We start from the raw sequence: 1,336 nt of genomic DNA, 5'->3' as shown, positions 1-1,336 counted from the left end.
GTACACCCTAAGCTTCGGTGCGTGTCTTGAGCCCCGTTACATCTTCGCCGCAGGAACCCTTGTTTAGACCAGTGAGCTGTTACGCTTTCTTTAAAGGATGGCTGCTTCTAAGCCAACCTCCTGGTTGTTTTGGGATTCCCACATGCTTTCCCACTTAGACACGACTTGGGGACCTTAGCTGTAGGTCAGGGCTGTTTCCCTTTTGACGACGGACCTTAGCACCCGCCGTCTGTCTCCCGGATATCACTCTTATGTATTCGGAGTTTGGTTAGTATTGGTAGATCTCGCGACCCCCGCAACCATCCAGTGCTCTACCCCATAAGGTGTCCATCCGAGGCACTACCTCAATAGTTTTCGCGGAGAACCAGCTATTTCCCGGCTTGATTGGCCTTTCACCCCTAAACACAACTCATCCGGTAACTTTTCAACGTTAATCGGTTCGGACCTCCAGTGGGTGTTACCCCACCTTCATCCTGGTCATGCCTAGATCGCCGGGTTTCGGGTCTAATCCATCAAACTAGAGCGCCCTGTTCAGACTCGCTTTCGCTGCGCCTACACCTAACGGCTTAAGCTTGCTTGATAGATTAAGTCACAGACCCATTATGCAAGAGGTACGCTGTCACCCCTCAAAAGGGCTCCAACTGCTTGTAGGCAATCCGTTTCAGGTACTGTTTCACTCCCCTCATCGGGGTGCTTTTCACCTTTCCCTCACGGTACTAGTTCGCTATCGGTCATGTACGAGTATTTAGGCTTGGAGGGTGGTCCCCCCATGTTCAGACAGAATTACACGTGTTCCGCCCTACTCGAGTCCTTTTGCATCACTTTCGCATACGGGACTGTCACCCGCTATGGTCAGCTTTTCCACGCTGTTCTGCTAGTTGAACAAAAGGCACTGGCCTGGTCCGCGTTCGCTCGCCACTACTAACGGAATCTCGGTTGATGTCTTTTCCTCCGGGTACTGAGATGTTTCAGTTCGCCGGGTTCGCTTCTCGAACCCTATGTATTCAGGTCCAAGATACCTTGTCCGCCTAACCCTGCTCGCCGTTACCAACGGTCAGGATTAAACGGATAGGTGGGTTTCCCCATTCGGAAATCGTCGGGTCAAAGGTTGCTCACACCTCACCGACGCTTATCGCAGCGTGCCACGTCCTTCATCGCCTGTACATGCCAAGGCATCCACGAATTGCCCTTACCTCACGCTTGAGAGTCCACACCACCAACGACAACACTGGATCGACGTCCATCCGGACGACGACACGAAACTCGGCAGAGCAGTGTCACGTGGTTTTCTTGGTGTGGTTGAAATCTCAGCCTTGATTGTGAAAGCTGTCAGTTC

The 1,336-nt window shown here is 52.3% G+C and carries 1 rRNA gene (only partly in view); it reads right to left on the bottom strand.

Going from position 1 to position 1,336, the window contains the following annotated elements:
- Positions 1-1,203: ribosomal RNA gene (locus tag ABLE43_RS22920) — 23S ribosomal RNA — on the bottom strand; it reaches 1,687 nt to the left of the window's first position.
- Between the last annotated feature and the right edge of the window lie 133 nt (positions 1,204-1,336).

Origin of the sequence: Sphingomonas silueang (assembly GCF_040049155.1) — a bacterium.
Lineage (GTDB): Bacteria > Pseudomonadota > Alphaproteobacteria > Sphingomonadales > Sphingomonadaceae > Sphingomonas > Sphingomonas silueang.
This window is presented reverse-complemented; position numbering and strand designations above follow the sequence as displayed.